Origin of the sequence: Sediminispirochaeta smaragdinae DSM 11293 (assembly GCF_000143985.1) — a bacterium.
Classification (GTDB): domain Bacteria; phylum Spirochaetota; class Spirochaetia; order DSM-16054; family Sediminispirochaetaceae; genus Sediminispirochaeta; species Sediminispirochaeta smaragdinae.
Map to the genome: position 1 here is coordinate 2,108,320 of NC_014364.1, position 16,527 is coordinate 2,124,846.

Consider the following 16,527-nt stretch of genomic DNA (forward strand, 5'->3'; position numbering starts at 1 on the left):
TTCACAATTAACCTTTTCTTAATTGATTTCAACAAGGAGAAATGCCTATGTTAATTCCAATTAAGAAAAAAAGACTGGTAAAGTTGTCCCTTGAGACAGGTTTGATGTTTTTTACACTTATTGCTCTGATAGTAAGTTGTTCGCATACCGAACGATCCCGACCGGTCACCATGGAGGGAGGTCCCGGTGGTGGACCACAAGGAGGCCCGGGAGGCCCACCACCACAAGGAGTCCCTCATGAAACTGTAATGGTTGCTCAAACCTTACCTGAACAGGTTTCATCGCAATACTTCTCTGATCTGGATGCAAGAACTGCTTCAATCAATGCGTATGTCGATTATCTGTATGAAAAGGGTATCCTCGTTGGGTATGCAACCTCGTACTACCCTGATCAAGTTCTTACCCGTGCCGATTTGGCAGTTATGTTGGATGCAAAGTTCAAATATGATGGCACGGCCCCAGGGTATACCGATGTAGGAAAGGATACTTATTATTATCAGGCAACAATGCAAGGAAAGGCAGTCGGTGCATTTGAGGATGTCGACCGTTTTTATCCTGACAAAGCGGTTACCCGTGAACAGGCTGCAGTTTGGATCTATTTGAGTGAACGTTTAAACGGTATGCCGAAAGAGTTGGTGACGAAAAACGTTTCAAAATTTGGAGATTCGGATGATATATCGAAAAATGCACGGGAAGCAGTAGCGACTGTAGTAAAGCTTGGTATTTTGAAGGCCGATGATGCCGGGAATTTCAATCCAAATGGTATCTTCACAAGAGCGGAAATTGCTCCTATCATGTATCGTATATTATGTCTTGGAGGATCTCCCAGACAAGATGGTCCTGGGCCGGGCAGACAGGGCGGTCCAAGAGATTCGGGGGAACCAGGGCAGGGCCCTATACCCCGTTAACCTTCAATATATTCTTCTATTTCTGATAAGTTATAAGGACAGGGCCTCCGGCATACCGGGGGCCTTTTTATACTTGCTTAACAAATTATAAAATGTACGAAGAAAGATTCCTGGAAGAAGATGTCGGTTTTTCAGATTTGAATTCTGACATACGAAAGTAAAATAGGGTATCCATGGAGGTGGCGGGACTCGGATAACGTCAAGAAAGTTTCGTACAATTATGAAAGAGAAAAGGTCCGGAGGACCTTTATGGACTCAAAAACACCAGGGGAAATTATACAGATAGACGAGCATCTGGTGCAATCTATCCCGTTACGAAAGAACAGAAGCAAGAGCCGATACCCGTGCCGGGTATTACACCAGGAAGCTCGATACTTCTGCCGGTCGTGTAGATCTAAACATGCCCAAACTAAGAAATCTTCCCTTTGAAACGGCAATTGTCGAACGCTACAAACGTCGCAAAGCTTCAGTCGAAGAATCCCTTATCGAGAGGTAGATTTGTTCATTTCTGATACATGTATGGAACTGGAATAGATTGTTCTATGTGTTTATTCAATTTTCAATATTTTCAGTCCTTTTATTAATCCATTTCTCCTGTATTCTTTATCTTCTTTAGGGTGTGTACAGATATCTACTATTTCATTCATGTTTTGCTTTATTGATGATAGATAATTACTAATTTTAAGAACTGAATTAGGCTCTATATTTAGGAAAGTCATGATCCGTTTATCTAAATTATCATTATATTCTTGTTTTGAAGTTTGCCTTTCAAGTTGATGAAGAATATCTAAACATCTTCCTTCTTTGGTTAGCATTCTACAGGGACCACAAATATCATCGGTCCCAATTACTAACATGCATTTCACATTAACATCTGTAATTATTTTATTGGTTACCTTGTGTAGCAAATGGCCATACTCATGTGGGACTATCGGTCGTTCATTTCCAATGTTTCTTACGATATCAAGAATATGATGAGGTCTCAATCTCAGCATTTTAAACTCCATTCACTGTTACATTTCATACATACTAAAAATTGAAATGTTTCAACCGGCAATGAAAATTGTAATATATTAGATTCAATCATTATTTAACAACGATTTCATATTTATATCAGGATTTCTTATTATTAGGAAGATTAGTAATTCTTCAATTGCACTAAGCGTTGCCAGTGAAAAAACGACCGTCGTTATCATTTTCATATTTAATACCCAGTATAAAAAAACTCCCAAAATCACAATTACCCCCGTCATCTTATTTCCTATTGTATGAATACTATATATTTCATGATTCCGTACTTTGCATATTATTACTGATGTTATTCGCGTTATTAAAATACCGATTAAGAGTATATAGTTAATTAGTATTTTAGGTTCATAAATCAGAATCAATACAACTAACGATAAGTAGAAAAAAACATCGGCCAAAGAATCAAGTTTCCCGCCCCATTTTGTGGCTATTTTTAGTTTTCTTGCTAAATAGCCATCGATAATATCTGTTAAAACACAGTACAAAATTACTATAGTATTTAATACTTTATGATTCCATAAAATAATTATTAAGGGGGAAACTATAATTCTTGATATTGTAAGGATATTGGGTATGTTCTTAGTAATTTTGTTCATTTTTTCAGCTCATCATCCATTTAAGCATGAAAGACCAATGTAGATACAGAATAATTATGATTCATACTTATGTCCAGAATCTTATATAAATAATTGTAAGGCTATCTTGTCCATAGCACAACAAAAACTCAATGTTCTCTATGCAGCTTGCTATCGTAGGAACTGTAGAATCTTGCATTCCCTATCCTTTACGCCTCTCTCTTCTGACCATCATCTTCTATTGCACGACAAAGCGAGCTTCTTGGCGTGAGTCGCTCGCATCACTATTACAAGAAACGTACCCAACGCCGTGCCGATTCTGATAAAAGAATTGGGCCTTAACGTTCTGTCACCGAAAAAATTAACTTCCATCCCGCAGAAGGAGCCGGATCTCACTCACAATGGAAGCTGCGTTCTGTGTTGAAGCGTTGAAGGATGCCTTACGAACCATATGGAACACCTGCAATCTTTAATACAGACCAGGGAAGTCAGTTTCCGCCCTATGGCTAGTGAAGGTTCCACCTTAAATGTGCTGGAAAACTGTTTGGCAAACCGGCTCAGCAAATTCCTGGGGTACGCCTTTGATGCGTCGAGGTGTTCAAGCTCCTTCTCTTCTTCATCCAAAAAAGAAAAGTTCGTCTTATATGCTTTTGTCATGATTTTCCTCCGTATTCTCTTTGCAGTTCCCAGCTTGAAAACTCGGACGCAGGAATTTCTCAAAAAAACTGCCAGATTTATAAATCCGTGAGAGTGCCCGTAAAAAAACGCCTACAATTTCTCCTGATTGCAGAAAAATCTTCCTTCCGCCCGTCACGGATACCCGGGAGACAATTCGAGTCATAGGAGAACAGAGATGAAGAGAACAGAGATGATAAGGAAAAGTGCCATAGTCGCGGCGGCGGCCGTTCTGGCCCTGCTGGTTTTTATAGGCTGTTCCAACGGGACAACGGATTCGGTGAGGCCGGCAGAGACCTACACCGTCACCTACAACGCCAATGGAGCGGACTCGGGGACGGTTCCCACGGACGGCGGCACGTACATTGCGGGCGACGAGGTGACGGTCCTGGGCAACACCGGAGGGCTTGCCCTGAACGGCTACGCCTTTAGCGGCTGGAACACGGCAGCCGACGACAGCGGGACGTCGACCTACCTGGAGGGCGCAACCTTCACCATGGGAACGGGGGATGTGACACTCTACGCGACTTGGTCGCAGAACGTACACACCCTGAGCTTCGACGCGAACGGCGGCAGCGGAACCATGGCAGTCCAGACAGTGGCCGAGGAAGCAACGGTAACGCTACCGGTGAACACCTTTACCTATGAGGGCTACACCTTTGTCGGGTGGGCCACAGGCGCCGGGAGAAGAGCGGCCTATACCGACGAGGAGGAGTTCACCATGGGCACGGCGGATGTAACCCTATACGCGGTATGGACGCCCACCACGTACACCATCATCTATACGCTGAACGGTGGGACAAATAGCGCCTCCAATCCAGCGACTTATACCATTGAAAGCGCCACCATCACCCTGGCCGATCCGTCCGGAACAGACTACACCTTCGGCGGTTGGTACAGCGACTCAGTCTTCGAGGCGCAAGTTACCGGCATACCCGCCGGTTCCACCGGATCCAGAGCGTTCTACGCCAAATGGACGCCCCAAGGCACCGTTACCACAACACTGAAAGAAGAGGAGCAGATTACCGTTACCGGGACTGGAACCGGAGACTCGGGCCTGGCCGGGACAGTGGGAGCCACCCTGACCATAGGCGTTAACGGCAGCGACATATACGCCTCGTACCAGTGGTACAGGGACGGACAGATGTTGGACGGTGCGACCGGCCAGACCCTGGAAATAACACTAACTACTCCAGGGAATTATACCTTTACCGTGGTGGTGACAAACGACGATGGAAACGGGTTCTCGGAAAGTGTAATTGTCACCGTAACCAACAGCACAACAGATCCGGATGAGGATGCATAAGATGAGAACACAGACTCGCCGGTTTACCGGCATCATCATACTGGCCGTAGTCTTGGGGATTTCCGGCTGTAAAATGCCTCTTGCCAATGAGCCCGACGGTTCCACCGGGGGCAAACAGGTCACTCTGACGATATCCACCGGAACGGTGAACGCCCGGACGGTGACTGTGCAGGAAGGCGATATTAACATCGCTTCCTACAAACTGACCGCCGTACAGGGGAGCACCACCCTTACCGAAACCTGGGCCGACCTTGCGAACGCACAGATCACCCTGGAGACGGGAATCTGGACTTTCATCCTCCAGGCTTTCAGTGGAGCATCCGAGTCGGGCGAACCAACTGGCGACCTGCTGCTGCAAGGAACGCTGACAAAAACTATAAGCGAACCGACGAACCTTGCCTTTACGATGGCACCCGCTACAACCGGCACGGGAAATGTGGAAATAACCATCACCTGGCCGGAGACAATAACAGCGGTCAGCACAGTTTCTGCAAAGTTTGGAGAGGATGATTATGTAACAGAGGATATCTCTTCCGGCACCTATACGTATACCTTTACAAAATCTGACGTAGCATCAACCTCTTCAGGCATACTGCTGACTATAGGCATGATGGGTGCCAGACCCGGCCCTTCCCTCATAACCGTGAACGAGCTGGTACACGTCTACGACAACCTCACCAGCCGCAAGACGATTGCCCTGTCGGAGACCGACTTCAACAGTGCCCCGGAGGCGCCCTCAGACCTGACTGCTTCGCGTGAGGTGATGAGCACCACGGTTAACCTTTTCTGGACGGACAACTCCACCAACGAGACAGCGTTCGAGATTCAGTACTCCGACGATGATGGAAGTAACTGGAACGATCTGAGTACCGACGTTTCGCCGGGAGCGACGGGGTACGATGACGAAGGCCTGACGCGGGGAACGACCCGCAGCTACCGGATATTGGCGGTAAACGGTTTCGGCGCGTCGGAATACTCCGACACCGCCGCCGTTACGGTGCCCTGGCTGGTGACCTTTGACAAGGACTCCGAAGATGCTGTCGGCGCCATGGACAGCGAGGAAGCGGCGGACGACGGAACAATAACCCTGCCTGTCGGCACCTTTAGCCGCGACGGCTATACCTTTGCCGGGTGGACCACCGACCGTGAGTCAGTCATGTCCTGGCCAAAAGTCCCGGAATACGACGACGGGGAAAGCATCACCATGACGGAGAACCTAAACCTCTACGCCGTGTGGTGGTCCCAGAGCATGGAAATGACCTCCTTTATCTTTAGAGCGGCGGACAACGCGGCATTGAGTGACGACGTGGAAGGTGTCATCGATGGAACAGGCATCTACGTAACCCTTCCCCCGGGAACGGACCGGACCGACCTGACCCCGACCGTAACCCATGCCGGAAGGACCTGCTACATTTCAGGGCTGCCGAATGAAAACGCGTTCGATCTCTCCGCGGATTTTACCGACAGAGTGTACTACGTTGTACAGGCCGAGGACGGAAATACGACCACCTACCGTGCAATGGTCGGATTATCCCATACCCTGACCTACGACGACAACGGAGCCACAGACGGAACCGTACCCGATCCCAACTCGGGATTTGCGGTAACCGCCGCAGATAACACCGGCACACTGGTCAGGATTCCCACTGCGGGAACAGCGGAGGCTTTCAAATTTGGGGGCTGGAACACAGCCGCCGACGGCACCGGCACCAGCTACCAGCCGGGGGATATCTTTACCATTACAGAGGACATCACTCTCTACGTTAACTGGGTTGCCTTTGAAGTGGGGGACATCGGTCCCGCCAGTGGATACATCTTCTACGCAAAGAGTAGCTTCTCCGACGGCTGGCGGTATCTGGAGGCGGCCCCCGCATCCACCGAGCCCTCAGATTACACAGGGTACAAAAAGTGGGCAAACAGCTATACCGCGGATATATTTGTGGACGAGACGGTTATAGGCACGGGCCAGACAAACACCGCCGCTATTGTGACCGCCCTGGACGCGCAGGGAGAAACCGACTACGCGGCGAAGCACTGCGACGACCTGGTCGTGGGCGGCTACGACGACTGGTTTTTACCCAGCACGGACGAATTGAGAGCCATGGCTAACGATCTGTACATGGATCTGGGGCTCGGGGGCTTTTCAACAGATTCTGTTTACTGGAGTTCCAGCCAGTGCAATACCAATAAAACCTATGCCGACTATGTAAATTTCGCCAACGGCAGCTATGGTTCGGGTCCAAAGGATGCTGGTATGTATGGTATCAATGTACGGGCGGCCCGGATGTTTTAGCACGACGACTGCGCACAATACAGACAAGGTAAACAGGCGACGGGGCTCCTGTTGCCCCTTCCTGCGGGGCGGTGATTTTGGCCTACCCCGCGTGAGGGATGGGAGGGGCGGCGAAGCCGGACCCCGCAGGCGCAAAGCGCCGAGGAGGCCGAAGCGATAGCGGAGCCCCGGACAGCCCGACCCCGGACCCGGAAAGCCGGGGTCGGGGGCACGCCCTAATACCGATTACCGTTATGGAAGTGAATATTCCGAGAAAGTGTACGCAATCGGGTATTGTAGGGCATCTCATATAAGGTTTTACGGGTGACCCAAGTCGCCGTTGTTTTTTACACTCGCTTGGGGCAGGCGGCTATGTACTCTTTTTCTCGGAGCCTCATCGGGGCCGGACTGTTTCCGGTATGCACTGGGCGAGCAGCCCGTTATCTGCCTGAAGGCTGTGTTGAAAGTTGATAGGGAGTTGAAACCGCAGTCCAGGGATATATCGATAATTTTCGCACCCGGCTTTCTGATAAGAAGCGTGCGGGCCTCGGCAATCCGTTTTTCTTTCAGCCAGGTACTGAAATTTTTCTGCAGGCGGGTGTTGAGAATTTCCGAGAGCTGATGGGATGTTATGCCCAGGGCGTCAGCCGTCTTTTCGATGGACAGGGATTCATCGGTAAACACTTTGTTTTCGGCCATCATCTTTTCCAGTCCTTCGACAATGGCGTCAATTGGCAGCTTATCGGTCTGGGATCGGGCGTAATAGGTTCGCAGGGTTTCCGTGTTGACGATGTTCATAGCAAAGGGATAGCGGTAGCCGTACAGAAACGTAAAAACGGTAATAACCATAAAACGCAGGGTATAGAGGTTGTACAAACCTGATATATTATCGTACTTGGCTGCAAAAAAAGCGATAAGAAAACCGGAAGAAAGAATAAAAAAGAGTGTAAGAAAACCCCATGAGAGAACCGCCACGTACTTGTCCCTTTTGTCTGCACGGGCATCCCTGTACAGGGATACATAGTGCCGGGTAATGGCGATCAGATATACCCCCTCCAGCACAATAGTGGAAACGGAAACCATCCTCACGGTGAATACGGTTTTGTATATATACCCTTTGTAGTCCCGGCCAGCTATGGTCACATCCAGGGGATACCCGATTCTGGCGGTCAGAATAGCCAGGACAATAACTGCCGCCGCAGCCGGGATAAAATGAAACAGCAGCTTCTTTGAAAAGTTGAAAGATAATTCTGGAAGTGACCTGAAATAAAAATAGATCAGGGGTATGAGCATGCATACCGAAAGGGTACTTGTTATATGAACATAGGGAAATATATGCTGCCAGGACATGGCATCGAAAAAAAGGTGCAAAGAGATACAGAACTGGTATATTGCCAGGAGCAGCATTATGAGGGCATAGAGATAATTCCTGCTGTCTTTTTTCTTCAGCACCATTTGCCCCAAGGCAAGCAGTAGTGCAAGGAGCCCCCCGAAAAAAACAAGGTTATCGATAAAGAGTACGGTATTCACCGGGCCCCCGCGTATTTATCTGTTCTTTGGATCAGGTTCAGGTACAGCTCCCTTGGGGGGAACAAAACCGCCGGACCTTCTTCAGAAAAGCCGGCTTCCTTCCGGATCAATACCCGTACGCCAAACCCGATTACAATTATAAAAAATCCGCAACAGAGATGTCAACAAGTATGCCGCCGGATGTAAAGAGGGCCGGTTTTTGAGGACAGGGTGATCTGCGACAAACATAAAGGGGCGGGGATCATCCGCAGTCGAGAAAAATGAAACATAACCAGCAATTGGAGCAGATGTGGCTACTCTCAATTGGATGTTATGTCCCCGATGGTACAGTAAGGGGGGCTGTAGAAGTTAAAAATTATGATGCCAAAAGAAAGAAAAATAGTTATATATCTGGAATAAACTTCTGGGAGATAGCATTAAAATATTCATTAGGTACGTTAGAATTTAATGGGCTAAACCCTGAACAAATAAGTGAAGTATCAATGGAGGCAGGCTATCATGTAGCAGAATTAGATTACAAAGTATTTGCTTCATACTATAAGCTACCGAAAAAAGAGAATCATAAAGATCCATTTGATAGAATGCTAATATGGCAGGCAATACAAAATGATTATACATTAATAACAAAAGATGAGAAAATAGAGCAGTATGTACCTGATGGATTAAAAGTAATTGTTGGAACATAACCAGCAATTGGAGAAGAGCTTGATCTGAAAGTGCACGCTCTGATTTGTAAATGTATGGGGTACGGAATTACAGGTCAAGTAAATGTAGCTGGACACTTCGAGCGAAAAAAGGAGAATTATGAATATTGACATTCGTTTAGAGGCCCAAGACGATTATAAAAAAGTTGAAGAACTTACACGAGAAGCGTTCTGGAATCTATATATGCCAGGATGTGATGAACACTATTTATGTCATATTTTGAGAGATCATAAAGACTTTATTAAAGAACTTGACTTTGTTGCTGAAATAGATGGGAAATTAATAGCTTCTATCATGTATACAAGATCATTTCTTTTGGGTGACGACAATGATAAAGTTGAAATCGTTTCATTTGGGCCTTTATGTGTTCATCCTGAATATCAGAGAAAGGGAATAGGTACTGCATTAATTGAAAAAACACGAAACGTAGTAGAAAACATGAATATTCCAGCAATTGTAATTTATGGAGATCCGCATAATTATTGTAAACATGGTTTTAGAAATGGTATTGATTATCAGGTAAGCAATATGGATGGAGAATATCCTTTAGGATTACTTGTTCTTGAGATTCAGTCTGGATTTTTTGGACAGAAAAAATGGAAAATTAGGCAAAGTGATGTTTTCAAATATGATCCAAAAGATGCCATAGATTTTGATAAGAAATTTGAGGAAAAAGAAAAGAGAATCCAGTACAGCCAAGAGATATTTAAAATCCAGATACGGTCTTTCTTGAGGGAGACCCAGCTAACAATCGCTTCGACCTGATAACTTCTTTGGCATAGATCGATGTTTTTAATAAATAATTAAGAGTTTGAATGAAGCGTGATTATAAAAAAATGGAAAATAAAAATGAGAACCGTAGCAAATTAAAATAAACAGACATAGACAACTGTAGGTTCGTTCCGTATGCTTGATAATACCAGACTGTCTTATTCTTGAGTGTTCGCGGAAATAGGATATATTCGTTTTCTCTAAATCTTGCCATAATACCTCCATAGAGCAGGGCAGATATTGAGCCTATCCTGCTTACACTGGATGTATCATAGCTCTAAATACTTAATATATCAACATTTATCCATGGAGGTGGCGGGAATCGAACCGTCGGAAAAACTATATATAGTGTCATTCAATTAAATATTACAGTGTATACCACTATATATAGTGTGTATGAAAATTGCCAAATTCTTTCTGCTATCATATCTGCTGTCACGATTTAAGGCAAAAAGGCGCATGGGAGATTCCTAAGCCGATTCTGCTATCATATCTGCTTCATCTCTTATACCGTATTTTTTTAACAATTGCGTTGGCCTCCACCCAGTGCCCACATTGGCGCTCAGGCCTTGGCTTTTTGGCCGGCAGAAAGTTACAAAGCTCTATCTGGACAAGCGCGCCATCCTGCCATGTGGTGTTTTCAAACCTCAACTCAATGACAGCGTAGAGTCCTTTAAGACCGTGTGCAGTAGTAATGAAGTCGTCGAATTTTACCAGTAGCGCAGGTTCTTTCCCTCGGCCGGGCATGTAACCAGCCACTGTTACTTCATAGCCTGAGTTCCCGTTGAGCCATGACAGGGTAGGGTCTGCTCCTCCTGAAAGGTAGAGCCTATCGCCTAATTCAACCATTAAATTGACCTTTCTTTTCTTTTATTATGAAACCTGATATCATTATAAATCAAGAAAAAGACTGGTGAATTGGTCAAAAAAGTAGGAGAGATTTATGAAACGGATTATAACAGTAGTTCTTTGCCTTTTTGTTTTATTTCCTGCCGTTGCTTTCTCTGAGAATGGAGATTTTATAGTCTACATCACAAAATCGGGCACGAAGTATCACCTTGATGGTTGTCCATCTCTCCGAAGTTCAAAAATACCAATAACACTATCGGAAGCAATAGCACAGGGCTATGAACCATGTAGCAGGTGCAATCCTCCCACGCTTGTAAGCACTGATAGCCAGTTAACAAGTACCATAGGCACATCGATTGACCTTGAGGCTCTCGCACTTCCATACTGCAGGACTCCGGAGAATATAGTTCATCATACCGGTTATTCCCTTTTATACTCAGAGGAGAACGAGCAAGCGGTATGGGTTGCCTATGTTTTGACAGCGGAGGAGGTCGCCGGGAATTTCGATCGAAATGACAATTTCAGGGCCGATTCTGATATCGTAACCGGTTCGGCCTCATTATCCGATTATAAAGGTTCAGGATATGATCGAGGACATCTCGCCCCGGCCGCTGACCTTAAATGGTCCAGGGCATCGATGAACGACTCATTCTATCTATCAAACATGTCTCCTCAAGCTCCAGGCTTCAACCGAGGGGTATGGAAAAAGCTTGAGGAATGGGTTCGAGAGGAGGCCACAGCCGAGCGGGCCGTTTGCGTTGTTACCGGACCGATACTGACTGACGGACCGTATGAGACGATTGGAGGGAATGGTGTTACCGTACCTAAGAGGTACTACAAAGTCTTGCTTGATTGGTAGTGTCAATAAACTTGCGCAAATTCTTTTTGCCTCAATCTGAAGAATTTACTTATGAGACCTGATGTTCTTCCTGATCGTAATCAATCAGCAGGTCCATATTCAGATACTTCCGTTCACTCCATGAAGAACCTGAGATGTGACGCAGCCGGGCCGCGACCAGCATCAGGGCAGATTCTCCATCGGGGAATGAGCCGATTACTCGTGTCCTCCTTCTAATTTCTCGCATGATTCTTTCAAGACCATTGTTGGTCCTGATGCGCTTCCAGTGCTCCACCGGGAAATGATAGTACGAAAAGGTTTCGAGGGATCCTTCCCGCACCAGAGCCGCCGCTTTGTGAAGTTTCATATCCATGAGTTTCTGCGCAATGAGATCCTTTTTCCGGATTGCCTCTTCCTTGTTTTCCTGGGCATGAATTGCCTTCAGCATTGTGGCAACCTCTTTCACTTTGCCATGGGGAACAAAGCTGAACACATTCCGGTAGAAGTGGACGACACAGCGTTGCCAGCGTGCCTGGGGATAAAACTCCGGAATCGATTCGACTAACCCCAAAGATTTGTCGGAGATGAACATGTCGACACTCTCCAGGCCGCGTTCTTTGAGATACCTCAAGAAGCGTTGCCAGCTGTCCTTATCTTCCTTAGTGCCCTCTGCAACCCCGATAATCTCCCGAAATCCATCCTGATTGACGCCTATAGCCACCAGAACCGACACATTCCTCACTTCTCCAGCCCAGGATCGCTTCATCCAGATCCCATCCAGATACACATAGCCATAGTGGCTCTCAAGCGGCAGGTTTCGCCACTTCTCGATCTCTTCGTAGATCTTTTTATTCAGATTGCTGATCGTTCCCGGTGACACCTTTGCTCCCCACAGGGCTTCGGTGATATCTTCTACTCTCCGCACCGACACTCCCGCTAAATACATTTCCACCATCGCTTCCTCTACGGAAATCTCCCGGCGCTTGTACCGTTCAATAATCGCCGTTTCGAAGGTTACCTTCTTCAGCTTGGGCATCTGAAGGGTTACTTCCCCCGCCTTGGTCAACAGCTTTCGGTTATAATGACCGGCACGATATCCCTTCCGATCTGTGTTTCTCTCATGCTTCTGGGCATTGACTAATTGCTCGGCTTCAGCTTCCAGCATGGCATTCAATGTTTCCTCTACCGTTTCCCGTACAAATTCCCCCAAATGGGCTTTGACTTCTTCCTCATTTATCTCGATAATCTTACCAGGCATTTGGTCCTCTCTCTGATGTGGTTTTGGTTGTACTTAATCAATCGTCAGATTGAGGACTTTCTTTTTACCAAATTTGGAATTTGCGCAAGATATTATACGTTATCGCTTGATTATGTTGAACCTGACCTCAAGGCCATAGGCTTTATTCTCCCGAATGAATCAAGCAGTGAGCCCCTTTCGGCTTTCGTTGTTTCTGTAGACCAGGTTGAAGCGGCAACCGGTCTTGATTTCTTCCCTTTGCTTGAAGACGGTATAGAAGAACAGCTTGAAAGTGATGCCATATTCTCACGATGGTAATTACCTTTCTGAGATGGCCGATATAAGTTCTTATTTATGCTCGCGCATATCGAAATGTGCGAGAGCATTTAAGCACTACTTTCCTATGAGATTAAGAACTTTTTCTATATCTTCCTTCATTTAGTTTTATGCTTAAAAGGTCATCATATTTACAATAATAATGATTGAAGAAATCTTTATATGTAATAAGTATTTTATCAGGAATAAGTGAGAGATCATAATTTTCAATGTAACCGATAATTTCAGGGTCTTCTTCCTTTATCTCCCTATAGAGGGACCTCCAATTATCAGTCAACCCTTCTTTTTCAGCAATATCACGTAATAAAATATATGAATCTGGCATATGTAAAATCTCAAAGAATTCTGAAATATTTTTTCCAAAAGCTCTTTCAAAAAATGATCGATTTCTTCCGACCTTTCCCTTTGTGGAATTCAAAATTAGCTGTATAGCACGTATGTATTTTCTATTCCAGTTCTTTCCGATATATTTTCTAGTCTGATATAATTTTTGTTCATCATTGATTGGAGAATAACGCATTGGAAAAGAATATATAATTAAATCAAATTCTTCACATAATTTAATATTTAATTCTAATCGATTCCATAAATCTTCTGGTTTATCTTCAAAATTATATAAAAGATAATTAGATAGATTACGTATTTTATATTTTGCAGATAACCTAATTGCATTGATATAAATATCTCGTAATGACCAATGATCAAAAGCAATTCGTAAGGGTTGGATAGCAATTTTCGAAAGTAGTCTCATATTTTCTTCATTACATAATCTTGAATCAATACCTTGATTAAAGTCAACTGTCCTTTTTTTATAAGTTATTTTCCTAATATCAAAATTCCTATCGAGTTCTTCAAAGCATTGAATTAAAGAGAAAGAATTCGGAACGAAATTGTCGGTTTTAAAATATTTATCTAAGATATCCGAAGCAATTTTTTTATTTGAAAGATTTAATTGCTTTACGAAGTTTAATATTTCTTTCCAGAGAGCAACTGAATATTCAAAACTGTTAGTCCCTTTTTTAAGCAACAAATAAAAACTATATAGTTTAGTCTTCTGCTTTAATTTAGCACCACGAAAGAATCCTACTTCAATAATATCATTTATGATATCTTTAAAAAAAGGTGATGCTAGAACATTATTATCTAATAAAAGAAGCTTTCGACGAATATAATACTTACTATCTATCTCTTTGACAGTTTTTTTTATATCAATATATGAGACATAATCCGGTTCAATGATTGGTACAGCACAGAATTTGCATTTTCGTATACAACCTCTAGTGGCATAGGTTATATAAGAGTCCCATTCAGGATAAGTATAAGATATTTGATGAAGAATGGAATAATCTGGAGTAACAAGGTCTATATTGTCATTAGTTGTTAAACCAATTCTTTTAGAATCAGTTAACAAACCATTTACTACCTGTACACCAGTTATATTTTCTATTTCTTCTGATAAAACAGAAGCCATTACACCACCAACAAACATATTGCTACTGTTCTTAATGTAAGGCTTTAATTCCTTTATAGAAGAAATAGTTATATCCCAGTAGAAAGTGAATAAAGTTGTAACATAAATTCTATCCCATTTCAGATCATCTATAATTTTATTTTTGCGAGCATCACGAAAAGCCTTTCTTAACCAACTTTCAATAGTTGGAAAGAAAAAACCAACATTATTTTCAATTGCCTCTAAGTATATCGTTCTACCAGTCTTTAGATAATAAAAGACATTATCCAATATTGTTTCCGGAATAATATCATTCTCAATTTTGGTAAATCTATCTACTAAATAGACAGAAAGTTGTTTTAAATAAACCTCTTTAATGTTACCTTTGACAAAGATAACTTCATCACCTAAAGTTTTATGATAAGAAGATAATTTCATTAACCCAAGTGGTGGGTATTTGTTTTTATATCTAGGTTCGTATAGAAGTATTCTTTTCATTTTAGCTTCATTTTTATTGCAAAGATTAAATTTTCAGCCACATCGCTTGTCATCGTCTCATTTATTATAGCAAAAACTTTTGATAAAAGTTTCTTTTCTTTTCTATCTAATTTGCTTAGATCAGAGACAGCATATTTTTTCTTTTCGTGATTATCCTGGCTTTCATTAGTGATAATAGTATTAGTGCTAATTCGTGGCGGATAAACTTTCTTAATGCCGTCTTTTACAATTTTTGAGCTAATTCGTTCTATTCTATGGTCAAGGTCATTTCTTTTCTTTTCTAATTCCTCATGTGTTTTAACAAGAGCATCATATGATGACTCTTCATGCTTTTTGTTTATAAAACTATTTGTTTGTTTATTTTCATCGTATTTGCTCTTTTGTGCATTATAGTCTTCACTTGCATTATTCAGAGAATTAATGTCAGAAGCAAGTTTGCATAAGCTATTTAGGTCTTTAATGTATTTTCGAGTTTCTCGCATTAAAAATCGAAATTCTGGAGAATCTTCAAAGTAATTACGTTGTGCGTTAGGTATAATCGTATTCTCAAAAATATGTAACTCACCAATAAAATAATTAACAAACCTTTCTTGAGGCTCAAATAGTTCTCTTAAAACATCGCTCCTTCCGATCTGAAAATTATTTTGCCTAAATTTAATACCTGGATAATTTAGTTTAGGAATTAGTTGTAGTTTTCTTGTCAACGCATACCAGCAGAAAGCAATAATTTTTGAATCGTTATATATGACAAAATGATTAATATCAACTATCTCATCATGTTTCTTTTTTTTGTTTGAAGCTATTTTATATATGTCAGTACCATAATTTTTTTTGACTTCTTTCTTATTTACTATAATATAATATTCTTTTAATTTTAGATTATAGTTATCAAGGAAATTTCGTATTTTAGTTTTAAATACAAATTTTGAATCAAATTCAACTGGACAAACTTGAGAAATATATTCAATAACTTTTTGCTCTTCCAATAATTCCTGATTATTAACATCACTCAAAATAACTTCGAAATAGTGTTTGTCCGTATCTTCTTTTTCTGTAAAAGACTCGGTAGTGTTATTTATAAGATCTATGGCCTCAATCATTTTATCAGCGCGTAAAGAATCACGTATCTTTTGAGCATCCCATCGCAAAATGGAAGCAGTATTTTCTCCATAATATGAGCTTTTCATAGTCAGGGTAGAACAATAGGCTATGCCGGCGAGTCTTCCTATTCCACGAAATCCAATATTTGAATCAATCTTTTTAGTTGATGCAGCAATACTAGTCAGGGTCGAATAAAAAAGACTACTTTTTAAACCAATTCCTGTATCATAAATTGAAATAGCTTTTTCTTGTTTTTTTATTTCTATATATATAGGATTGTTGATGTAATTGTCAAATATTCCTTTTATTTTACAAGCCTCAATTGCATCAACCGAATTTTGAATGTATTCTCTATAGATTATTATTGGATCTTGATACATACCTATCGTTAATACATCTAATAAATGCTTTCCTATTTTTATCTCGTCTTTATCCATTCTTTTGGTC

General features: G+C 42.7%; 16 protein-coding genes. 8 read left to right on the forward strand and 8 right to left on the reverse strand.

Features of this window, described 5'->3' with window-relative positions:
• Window positions 1–41: 41 nt before the first annotated feature.
• Together SPIRS_RS09860 and SPIRS_RS22125 are read left to right on the forward strand one after the other, a co-directional pair.
• On the forward strand, window positions 42–908 hold the full coding sequence (locus SPIRS_RS09860) for an S-layer homology domain-containing protein (protein WP_083771473.1): 867 nt from the start codon (window positions 42–44) through the stop codon (window positions 906–908).
• Window positions 909–1,200: 292 nt separating this feature from the next.
• Window positions 1,201–1,404 (forward strand): transposase, encoded by a 204-nt coding sequence (locus SPIRS_RS22125; protein WP_216086418.1) that lies wholly within the window; start codon window positions 1,201–1,203, stop codon window positions 1,402–1,404.
• Window positions 1,405–1,456: 52 nt separating this feature from the next.
• Here the strand turns inward: SPIRS_RS22125 and SPIRS_RS09865 are convergent, their stop codons facing one another.
• The 3 genes from SPIRS_RS09865 to SPIRS_RS22365 all read right to left on the reverse strand — a co-directional run bounded on the left by SPIRS_RS09865 (window position 1,457) and on the right by SPIRS_RS22365 (window position 3,169).
• The gene (locus tag SPIRS_RS09865) at window positions 1,457–1,903 is read right to left on the reverse strand and encodes a DUF1284 domain-containing protein (RefSeq protein ID WP_013254540.1); all 447 of its coding nucleotides are present in this window, start codon (window positions 1,901–1,903) and stop codon (window positions 1,457–1,459) included.
• Between the two features lie 84 nt (window positions 1,904–1,987).
• Entirely contained in the window at window positions 1,988–2,533 is a 546-nt protein-coding gene (locus tag SPIRS_RS22885) for a CDP-alcohol phosphatidyltransferase family protein (protein WP_013254541.1), read from the reverse strand.
• A 375-nt stretch (window positions 2,534–2,908) separates the two neighbouring features.
• Window positions 2,909–3,169: a hypothetical protein gene (locus SPIRS_RS22365; protein ID WP_148224058.1), complete on the reverse strand. Its 261-nt coding sequence runs from the start codon at window positions 3,167–3,169 to the stop codon at window positions 2,909–2,911.
• Between the two features lie 196 nt (window positions 3,170–3,365).
• Between SPIRS_RS22365 and SPIRS_RS09880 the strand changes: the two genes are divergently transcribed.
• Together SPIRS_RS09880 and SPIRS_RS09885 are read left to right on the forward strand one after the other, a co-directional pair.
• Window positions 3,366–4,493, forward strand: coding sequence for an InlB B-repeat-containing protein (locus SPIRS_RS09880; RefSeq protein WP_013254542.1), 1,128 nt, complete (start codon window positions 3,366–3,368; stop codon window positions 4,491–4,493).
• Between the two features lies 1 nt (window position 4,494).
• Window positions 4,495–6,786, forward strand: coding sequence for an InlB B-repeat-containing protein (locus tag SPIRS_RS09885; RefSeq protein WP_013254543.1), 2,292 nt, complete (start codon window positions 4,495–4,497; stop codon window positions 6,784–6,786).
• 297 nt (window positions 6,787–7,083) lie between these two features.
• Here the strand turns inward: SPIRS_RS09885 and SPIRS_RS09890 are convergent, their stop codons facing one another.
• The gene (locus SPIRS_RS09890; protein ID WP_013254544.1) at window positions 7,084–8,295 is read right to left on the reverse strand and encodes a helix-turn-helix domain-containing protein; all 1,212 of its coding nucleotides are present in this window, start codon (window positions 8,293–8,295) and stop codon (window positions 7,084–7,086) included.
• Window positions 8,296–8,555: 260 nt separating this feature from the next.
• Between SPIRS_RS09890 and SPIRS_RS09895 the strand changes: the two genes are divergently transcribed.
• Complete coding sequence (locus tag SPIRS_RS09895; RefSeq protein WP_013254545.1) at window positions 8,556–8,981, forward strand: type II toxin-antitoxin system VapC family toxin; 426 nt, start codon at window positions 8,556–8,558, stop codon at window positions 8,979–8,981.
• A gap of 118 nt (window positions 8,982–9,099) precedes the next feature.
• Window positions 9,100–9,765 carry a GNAT family N-acetyltransferase gene (locus tag SPIRS_RS09900; RefSeq protein ID WP_013254546.1) on the forward strand — a complete coding sequence of 222 codons (666 nt, stop codon included), beginning with the start codon at window positions 9,100–9,102 and terminating at the stop codon, window positions 9,763–9,765.
• A gap of 504 nt (window positions 9,766–10,269) precedes the next feature.
• On the opposite strand, the gene SPIRS_RS09905 is transcribed toward SPIRS_RS09900, so the two are convergent.
• A complete protein-coding gene (locus SPIRS_RS09905) occupies window positions 10,270–10,620 on the reverse strand; it encodes a hypothetical protein (RefSeq protein ID WP_013254547.1) in 351 nt (116 codons plus the stop codon).
• A gap of 94 nt (window positions 10,621–10,714) precedes the next feature.
• Between SPIRS_RS09905 and SPIRS_RS09910 the strand changes: the two genes are divergently transcribed.
• Window positions 10,715–11,479, forward strand: a complete 765-nt coding sequence (locus SPIRS_RS09910; RefSeq protein ID WP_013254548.1) for a DNA/RNA non-specific endonuclease — start codon at window positions 10,715–10,717, stop codon at window positions 11,477–11,479.
• Between the two features lie 49 nt (window positions 11,480–11,528).
• On the opposite strand, the gene SPIRS_RS09915 is transcribed toward SPIRS_RS09910, so the two are convergent.
• A complete protein-coding gene (locus SPIRS_RS09915) occupies window positions 11,529–12,716 on the reverse strand; it encodes an IS256 family transposase (protein WP_013254549.1) in 1,188 nt (395 codons plus the stop codon).
• A 27-nt stretch (window positions 12,717–12,743) separates the two neighbouring features.
• Between SPIRS_RS09915 and SPIRS_RS09920 the strand changes: the two genes are divergently transcribed.
• A complete protein-coding gene (locus SPIRS_RS09920; RefSeq protein WP_216086411.1) occupies window positions 12,744–13,013 on the forward strand; it encodes a DNA/RNA non-specific endonuclease in 270 nt (89 codons plus the stop codon).
• A 91-nt stretch (window positions 13,014–13,104) separates the two neighbouring features.
• Here SPIRS_RS09920 and SPIRS_RS09925 read toward each other — a convergent pair whose 3' ends face one another.
• Both SPIRS_RS09925 and SPIRS_RS09930 read right to left on the reverse strand, forming a co-directional pair.
• Window positions 13,105–14,979 carry a hypothetical protein gene (locus SPIRS_RS09925; protein WP_013254550.1) on the reverse strand — a complete coding sequence of 625 codons (1,875 nt, stop codon included), beginning with the start codon at window positions 14,977–14,979 and terminating at the stop codon, window positions 13,105–13,107.
• A complete protein-coding gene (locus tag SPIRS_RS09930; protein ID WP_013254551.1) occupies window positions 14,976–16,517 on the reverse strand; it encodes a hypothetical protein in 1,542 nt (513 codons plus the stop codon). Before SPIRS_RS09930 ends, SPIRS_RS09925 begins: the two co-directional genes overlap by 4 nt.
• Window positions 16,518–16,527: the final 10 nt, after the last annotated feature.

Coding starts and splice junctions, on each gene's coding strand:
- SPIRS_RS09860 (WP_083771473.1), top strand. CDS start 42: ATGCCTATGTTAATTCCAATTAAGAAAAAAAGACTGGTAAAGTTGTCC.
- SPIRS_RS09865 (WP_013254540.1), bottom strand. CDS start 1,903: ATGCTGAGATTGAGACCTCATCATATTCTTGATATCGTAAGAAACATT.
- SPIRS_RS22885 (WP_013254541.1), bottom strand. CDS start 2,533: ATGAACAAAATTACTAAGAACATACCCAATATCCTTACAATATCAAGA.
- SPIRS_RS22365 (WP_148224058.1), bottom strand. CDS start 3,169: ATGACAAAAGCATATAAGACGAACTTTTCTTTTTTGGATGAAGAAGAG.
- SPIRS_RS09880 (WP_013254542.1), top strand. CDS start 3,366: ATGAAGAGAACAGAGATGATAAGGAAAAGTGCCATAGTCGCGGCGGCG.
- SPIRS_RS09885 (WP_013254543.1), top strand. CDS start 4,495: ATGAGAACACAGACTCGCCGGTTTACCGGCATCATCATACTGGCCGTA.
- SPIRS_RS09895 (WP_013254545.1), top strand. CDS start 8,556: ATGAAACATAACCAGCAATTGGAGCAGATGTGGCTACTCTCAATTGGA.
- SPIRS_RS09900 (WP_013254546.1), top strand. CDS start 9,100: ATGAATATTGACATTCGTTTAGAGGCCCAAGACGATTATAAAAAAGTT.
- SPIRS_RS09905 (WP_013254547.1), bottom strand. CDS start 10,620: ATGGTTGAATTAGGCGATAGGCTCTACCTTTCAGGAGGAGCAGACCCT.
- SPIRS_RS09910 (WP_013254548.1), top strand. CDS start 10,715: ATGAAACGGATTATAACAGTAGTTCTTTGCCTTTTTGTTTTATTTCCT.
- SPIRS_RS09915 (WP_013254549.1), bottom strand. CDS start 12,716: ATGCCTGGTAAGATTATCGAGATAAATGAGGAAGAAGTCAAAGCCCAT.
- SPIRS_RS09925 (WP_013254550.1), bottom strand. CDS start 14,979: ATGAAAAGAATACTTCTATACGAACCTAGATATAAAAACAAATACCCA.
- SPIRS_RS09930 (WP_013254551.1), bottom strand. CDS start 16,517: ATGGATAAAGACGAGATAAAAATAGGAAAGCATTTATTAGATGTATTA.